General features: G+C 64.5%; 7 protein-coding genes. 4 read left to right on the top strand and 3 right to left on the bottom strand.

All coding sequences use genetic code 11. The annotated features are described in order from the left end of the window. Window positions 1-382 precede the first annotated feature (382 nt). Complete coding sequence (gene kynU / locus HK108_RS13760; RefSeq protein ID WP_181271916.1) at window positions 383-1,675, top strand: kynureninase; 1,293 nt, start codon at window positions 383-385, stop codon at window positions 1,673-1,675. A 75-nt stretch (window positions 1,676-1,750) separates the two neighbouring features. Here kynU and HK108_RS13755 read toward each other — a convergent pair whose 3' ends face one another. Beyond that, window positions 1,751-2,590 (bottom strand): MOSC domain-containing protein, encoded by an 840-nt coding sequence (locus tag HK108_RS13755; protein ID WP_181271915.1) that lies wholly within the window; start codon window positions 2,588-2,590, stop codon window positions 1,751-1,753. After that, window positions 2,571-3,854 (bottom strand): MFS transporter, encoded by a 1,284-nt coding sequence (locus tag HK108_RS13750; protein ID WP_139467487.1) that lies wholly within the window; start codon window positions 3,852-3,854, stop codon window positions 2,571-2,573. The genes HK108_RS13755 and HK108_RS13750 overlap by 20 nt, the downstream gene beginning before the upstream one ends. 94 nt (window positions 3,855-3,948) lie before the next feature. Here HK108_RS13750 and HK108_RS13745 point away from each other — a divergent pair, with 94 nt between their 5' ends. The 3 genes from HK108_RS13745 to HK108_RS13735 all read left to right on the top strand — a co-directional run bounded on the left by HK108_RS13745 (window position 3,949) and on the right by HK108_RS13735 (window position 5,417). After that, a complete protein-coding gene (locus HK108_RS13745) occupies window positions 3,949-4,518 on the top strand; it encodes a cysteine hydrolase family protein (RefSeq protein WP_181271914.1) in 570 nt (189 codons plus the stop codon). Next, entirely contained in the window at window positions 4,508-4,927 is a 420-nt protein-coding gene (locus HK108_RS13740; protein WP_139467489.1) for a rhodanese-like domain-containing protein, read from the top strand. Before HK108_RS13745 ends, HK108_RS13740 begins: the two co-directional genes overlap by 11 nt. A gap of 67 nt (window positions 4,928-4,994) precedes the next feature. After that, window positions 4,995-5,417 (top strand): OsmC family protein, encoded by a 423-nt coding sequence (locus tag HK108_RS13735; protein ID WP_101547144.1) that lies wholly within the window; start codon window positions 4,995-4,997, stop codon window positions 5,415-5,417. Window positions 5,418-5,481: 64 nt separating this feature from the next. On the opposite strand, the gene HK108_RS13730 is transcribed toward HK108_RS13735, so the two are convergent. Further along, window positions 5,482-6,342, bottom strand: a complete 861-nt coding sequence (locus HK108_RS13730; protein WP_181271913.1) for a PPK2 family polyphosphate kinase — start codon at window positions 6,340-6,342, stop codon at window positions 5,482-5,484. Window positions 6,343-6,386 lie beyond the last annotated feature (44 nt).

Raw genomic sequence — 6,386 nt, 5'->3', positions numbered from 1 at the left:
TCCCGTCGCCCAGGAGCTCGAGCGCTGATTGCTTGAACTCATCGGTGTAGATCTTTGGCATGACTTCCATCCTTCCTGGAACTTATCCAGTCGTGAAGTCAACTAAACCCTCAGCAGTCCCCGAGGTGGGCCGGGCTGGTGCCGGCCGCACCACCCATGTGATCGGACAAATCGGCCCGAAGACACCACCAAAGAGGGGTGGGTCACCGCCGGGTTGAGTCACGATCACGGGATGGGTACGGCCAACACCTACTCTGCCAGCCGGTCCCAGACCAGCCACTACCAAGACTCACAGCCGTCGGGTAGTTCTGGGAGGGAAGTGACGGGGTAGCCTGAGAAGCGCACGGGCCCACCAGCCCTCTCGATTACTTGGAAGGCGACGATGACGACTCCTGACCCGGTCTCCACCACCTCGGCGATCACCCGCGCGAACTGCGAACAACGCGATGCGAACGATCCCCTGCGTGATTTCCGCGACGATTTCCTGCTCCCGGAAGGCACGATCTACCTCGACGGGAACTCGCTCGGTCCCCGCACGAAAGGCGCGGCCGAGCGCGCCCAGGACGTTATCGCCGACGAATGGGGCACCGGCCTCATCGGGTCATGGAACTCCGCCAGCTGGTGGGACCTGCCCGCTAAATTGGGTGAGAAGATCGCCGGGATCGTCGGCGGCGGGGCCGGGTCCACCGTCGTCACGGACACCACCTCGATCAACCTGTTCAAGGCCGCCTCGGCGGCGCTGAAGATGCAGGCCGAGGACTCCCCGGACCGGCGGGTCATCCTCACTCAGCGGGAGAACTTCCCCTCCGATATCTACATGCTCGAAGGATTGGCCGAACAGCTCGGCGACGGATACAAAGTCCGCCTCGTCGACGATGAGGAAGTCACCGCAGGGTTCCCGACGACGATGTCCGACGAGGTGGCCCTCGTCGTGCTCACCCACGTGAACTACCGGACGGGTCGTCTCTTCGATATAGGCACGACCACCTCGGCGATCCATGCCGGCGGGGCCATGGTCATCTGGGACCTGTGCCATTCGGCGGGTGCTCTGCCCATCGATCTCACCGGTTCGGGTGCCGACATGGCGATCGGCTGCACGTACAAGTTCCTCAACGGCGGGCCCGGCTCACCGGCGTTCATCTGGGTCGCCGAGGCGCTGCAGAACCGATTCAGCCAACCCCTGTCGGGGTGGTGGTCTCATGCCCAACCGTTCGAGATGGCCCCGGACTATCGACCGGCCGACGGCATCCGCCGGTACCTCACCGGAACGCAGGGTATCTTGTCGATGTCGGTGGCGGAGCTCGGCCTCGACATCCATTCTCGGGTGGACATGAACCTGGTGCGGGAGAAGTCCCTGGCCTTGTCCGACCTGTTCATCGACCTCGTCGATGAGCGTTTGGCCGATCACCCGGTCGAGGTCGTCACCCCACGTGAGCACGCTCATCGCGGATCCCAGGTCTCGATCCGGCACCCGGAGGGGTTTGCGGTGATGAGCGCACTCATCGAGCGCGGAATCATCGGCGACTACCGCGAACCGGAGGTGCTGCGGTTCGGGCTGACCCCGCTCTATATCGGGTTCACCGAGGTGTGGGACACCGTCGAGGCCCTGCGCGACATCCTCGACAACCACCTCTGGGACACAGACGCTCACAAAGTCCGCGGCGCCGTCACCTGATTACTACCTGACGGCGGCGCAGCAACCTGGCGCCAGGTATCTGGGCCGCCGTCACCTGCGTTGGAACGTGGCCACTCAGGTGTCCGGAGCCGCAGAGGTTTCGATGACCTCGGCATTGACTCCGAAGTACGGTTCACCAACCTCATTTCGCGGGCGGCTGGCGACAAGCGTCTTGAGCAGATTGCTGTCCCGCTCCCCAGTGATCGGGTCGAGATCGAGGATGGCACACCGCGCGATCGGATCCCCGATTCGCACACGTAGCGCGCCGACGTCCGGCACGTTCACCGTCACATCCCGGCCTCGCCAGGTCTCTTCGATGAAGGGTTCGTCCGTGTCGAGGACGAGAGTGGCACGGAAGCGGGCGGCCTCATCTAGCAGCTCGTGGTGACCGGACTGATCGGCGAGTTCCCTCATCGAAGCGGTCGTGACGATCGACAGGCCAGCTCCGTAGATCACGTCTCCACGACGTGCGCGGGCCAGCCGCACCGGCTTTCCCAGCCACTCGGAGGCGAGTGCCGAATGCGGACCGTCAGTGAGTTCGAGGTCGACCGGTCGCTTCCAGTAATAGCAGGTCAGGCGCTCACCCGAGCCTACTGGCATCCCAGAGGCAGAGCGCCCGTCGGGCAGGGCGATCGTCAAAATGTCGTCGACGAGTGAGGTGGTCATGCGGATGAGCCGAGGATTCTGCACGGTCTTGAGCACCTGCGCTCGCTCGACATCGACGAAGCAGAACTCACGATCGCCGACCGGGCCGTGAACGTCGACGGCTGCACTCGGTCGGGCCTCATGCCGTGTGCCTTTGACGTGGGCGAACCCGAGCGACCGCACACCGAATTCCCGCGCAGAAGCAGGTGACGGCGGCCCAGATACCTGGCGCCAGGTGGCTGCGCCGCCGTCAGGTAGCAATTGGGGCATGGGGGTTGCGCCTTCCTGTGATGGCGTAGGTGCCGATGGCCACAGCTCCGATGGCCAGGACCGTGCCGCCGATGATGACGGCTCCGGGAATCGTGGCGATCGTGCCGAGCACTCCCACGGTGACTCCGGAGAAGGTCTGCATCCCCGGCCCGAACGTCGCATAGGAGCCGATGACGCGGCCGCGGATCTCCGGCGGCGCTTCGAGTTGGATGATCGCCATCTCGGTCGACTCGGCGGTGATCTTCGAGACTCCGGCGATGACGAGCATGATGACGGCCAGCCACAGGTGCGAGGTCAGGGCGAAGAACAGAGAGCTGATGCCCATCGCCGCGGCGGCCAGTGCCGCGGCAGCCGGAACGGCCTTGATCCACCCGGTCGCCTCAAGCCCGAAGCCCCCGAGCACCCCTCCTGCACCCATGGCGAAGAGCAGCACGCCATAGGTGAAGTCACTGTCCCCGCCGACCGGATTGAGGATGTCGCCGAACACCGGCATCGCCGTCTGCAGCACCGCCCCGATCGTCGTCGAGGCGAGCGCGGCCAGCAACAGCATGCCGACGATCGCGCGATTGTGGCGGACGTCGATGAGCACCCGCAGCGACTGGATGAGAGTCGTCCGCGCGGTGCGCACTCCTCCGCTGCGCAGATGCCCGGTGAAGGGGGTGCGGATGAGGAAGATCGTCAGCGGCAGATAGAAGACGATGTTGATGAAGATGCCCCACGTGGCACCGACCCCGAGCAGCAGAGCGGAACCGACGACGGGACCGAAGAGGATGCCGAGGCTGCGGAACGTCGCATTGAGCCGGACAGCGCTCGGCAGCTCCTTCCGATCGACGAAGTCATGGAGCATCATCTGCTCGGCAGGACCCCACAGGCATCCGGCAAGGCCATGGATGACGAGCAGCACGCAGGCCTGCCACAGCTGCAGAGAGTCCGTGAGGAAGAGGATTCCCCAACACAGGGACACGACCATGAACATGATCTGTCCGATCTGGATGAGGCGGCGGCAGTCGAAGCGTTCGGCCAGAGACCCGGCATAGACGGACAGGAGCAAGAAGGGCAGCCAGTGGCTGATGAGCTGGAATCCGACGAGCGCCGGGGATTCGAACTTCTGCCACAGCACCCAATAGGTGATGACGTGCTCGATATTGTCGCCCATCATCGCCGTGCCCGATCCGATCAGATAGGGCGCAGTCTTCCAACTGCGAAGCACGCTGAAACGGCGCGGACCGGCGGCACCGCCGTTGTCCTCGGAGAAATCGCTCACTCCCCCATTCTCACACCGGCGGAACGGACCGGCACCGACCTCTTGTCTGCTGGGATCGAGGCGAGGACAATGATCCTTGATCAAGGAGGATCTTATGTCCACAGCTCAACCGCCGACGTCCACCCGCCCGAACTCTGCCCTTGTCGTCATCGACGTCCAAAACGGCGTCATGCAAGCCAGTTGGAAATCCGAATCGGTCATTTCCACGATCTCCCATCTCGTCGACCGTGCCCGGAACACCGGCACTGAGGTGGTCTGGGTCCGGCACAGCTCCGGTGAGCTGCCGATCGATTCCCCGCAATGGCAGATCGTCGACACGCTCTCCCCCGCTGAGGGCGAAGCGATCATCGAGAAGACCCACGGCAATACATTCGAGGGCACGGACTTCGAGGAGGTGCTCGCCGGAAAGAACGTCGGCCACCTCATCGTCACCGGTGCCCAATCTGATGCCTGCGTGCGCTCGACCATCCACGGCGGATTCGCCCGCGGCTACGACGTCACGCTGGTCTCCGACGCCCACACCACCGAGGATCTCACCGAATGGGGTGCTCCCCCACCGGAGCAGGTGGTCTCACACACGAACCTCTATTGGGGATTCGAATCGGGTCCGGGTCGCACCGCGAAGGTCGAGGAAGCCGACAAGGTCGACTTCGGTGCTCGCTGACGGTGTCGCCCGACCCGGCTCGTTGGCACTGCTCGATCGCGCCCGCGCCGAGATCGACCGGCTGACTCCACACGCCGCCTTCATCGAGCAGCAGCAAGGGGCGATCATCGTCGATGTCCGCACCGAGGTCCACCGCGAGTCTGCTCCGTCGATCCCCGGATCCCTCGCCATCGACCTGACCGTGCTGCCGTGGCGTCTCGACCCCGGCTTCGATTGGCGCATCCCCGAGGCCGATCGAACCGATCGGCGGTGGATCCTCATCTGCCGCCACGGTTATTCCTCATCGCTGGCCGCGTGGAACCTGCGACAGATGGGTCTGACGAGCACTGCCGATGTCATCGGCGGCTTTGAGGCGTGGCAGGCAGCGCATCTGCCGACGACCGATGAGGCTCCCGACCGCCGACCGTAACCATGGGCTCACCCGCCCGCCGACCGTGACCACAACGGCGGCCTCCGAAACCTGGCATCATGGCCCCATGAGTGAAGACATCCGCAGCATCGAACTGACCCGCATCGCCGAAAACCACTACCGCGCCACCGCCCCGAGCGGAGCAAGCATCGAATTCGGCCGCGGCGAAGGCCTCATGACCCCCGTCGAACTGCTGCTGGCCGCCGTTGCCGGCTGCTCGTCGATCGACGTCGACACCGTCACCAGCCGTCACACCGAACCCACGAAGTTCGACGTCTCCGCGACCGCGGACAAGATCGACGAAGACGGAGCCTCTCGTGTGGACAACGTCCACCTCGACTTCGACCTCGCGTTCCCCGACGACGAGGAGGGCCGAAAGGCCGATGCCCGCATCGAACGCCTCGTCGGGCTCTCCCATGACAAGTACTGCACTGTCTCCCGCACCGTCGAACACCCCACGAAGGTCGACTTCAGCATCCGTCGCGACTGACGTCGCGATTCGTCACGGCAGATCCTTCGCCGAGGCGGACCGCCGTTCCGTACGGACGTGACCCTCAGCTTTCGGCGAGCCGCTTCTTCTCGACCTCGACGTCGAAATCGGCGGCCGGCCACTGCGGGTCGATGTCGACCAGGGCATCGAGCAGCAGCCGCTGCACGGCCAGCCGGGCGTACCATTTCCGGTTCGCGGGCACGACGAACCACGGGGTCGCCTCGGTGGAGGTGCGGTCGAAAACGGCCTGATAGGCGTCCATGTAATCCGGCCACAGGAGTCGTTCGTCGACGTCACCCGGGTTGTACTTCCAGTACTTGTCCGGCCGTTCGAGGCGTTCGGCCAGACGCTCTTTCTGCTCGTCCGGAGAGATGTGGAGCATGACCTTGACGATCCGCACTCCCGCCGCGATCAGTTCAGCTTCGAAGTCGTTGATGGCGGTGTAGCGGCGCTCGATCTCGGTCTCGTCGGCGAGTTCACGAACGCGGCCGATGAGCACATCCTCGTAGTGTGAGCGGTCGAAGACTCCGATCATGCCGGGCCCGGGCACGCGCGGTCGGATGCGCCAAAGGAAGTCGTGGGCGAGTTCCTCTTCAGTCGGTTTCTTGAAGGCGGCGAGCTCGACACCCTGCGGATCGACGGCTCCGACGACGTGGCGGACGATTCCGCCTTTGCCCGCCGTGTCCATGGCTTGCAGGACGAGGAGGACGGCGGGACCGGAGTCCTCGTCGTGGTGGGCGGCGAAGAGGCGCTCCTGCAGGTCGTTGAGCTCAGCAGACAGCGCTTCGAGATCTTTCTTCCCGCTCTTCTTGTCCCCGTCGTAGCCGGGGGTGGATTCGGGATCGACCTCGCCGAGGCGGAATCCCTCCCCAGCGCGCAGTAGTGGTGCAGGATCGGTCGTCCAGTTGCTCGTCGGCTCACTCATGCGTTCATCTTTCCAGGTGGGAAGGGCCGCGTCTATACCGACAA

The sequence above is a fragment of the Brevibacterium sediminis genome (genome assembly GCF_013623905.1).
Classification (GTDB): domain Bacteria; phylum Actinomycetota; class Actinomycetes; order Actinomycetales; family Brevibacteriaceae; genus Brevibacterium; species Brevibacterium sediminis.
The sequence above is the reverse complement of the archived record's forward strand: the minus strand, read 5'-3'. Positions and strand labels throughout refer to the sequence as shown.

Excerpts from the sequence above, each read along its gene's own strand:
- HK108_RS13745 (WP_181271914.1), top strand. The coding sequence starts at position 3,949 with ATGTCCACAGCTCAACCGCCGACGTCCACCCGCCCGAACTCTGCCCTT.
- HK108_RS13735 (WP_101547144.1), top strand. The coding sequence starts at position 4,995 with ATGAGTGAAGACATCCGCAGCATCGAACTGACCCGCATCGCCGAAAAC.
- HK108_RS13755 (WP_181271915.1), bottom strand. The coding sequence starts at position 2,590 with ATGCCCCAATTGCTACCTGACGGCGGCGCAGCCACCTGGCGCCAGGTA.
- kynU (WP_181271916.1), top strand. The coding sequence starts at position 383 with ATGACGACTCCTGACCCGGTCTCCACCACCTCGGCGATCACCCGCGCG.
- HK108_RS13730 (WP_181271913.1), bottom strand. The coding sequence starts at position 6,342 with ATGAGTGAGCCGACGAGCAACTGGACGACCGATCCTGCACCACTACTG.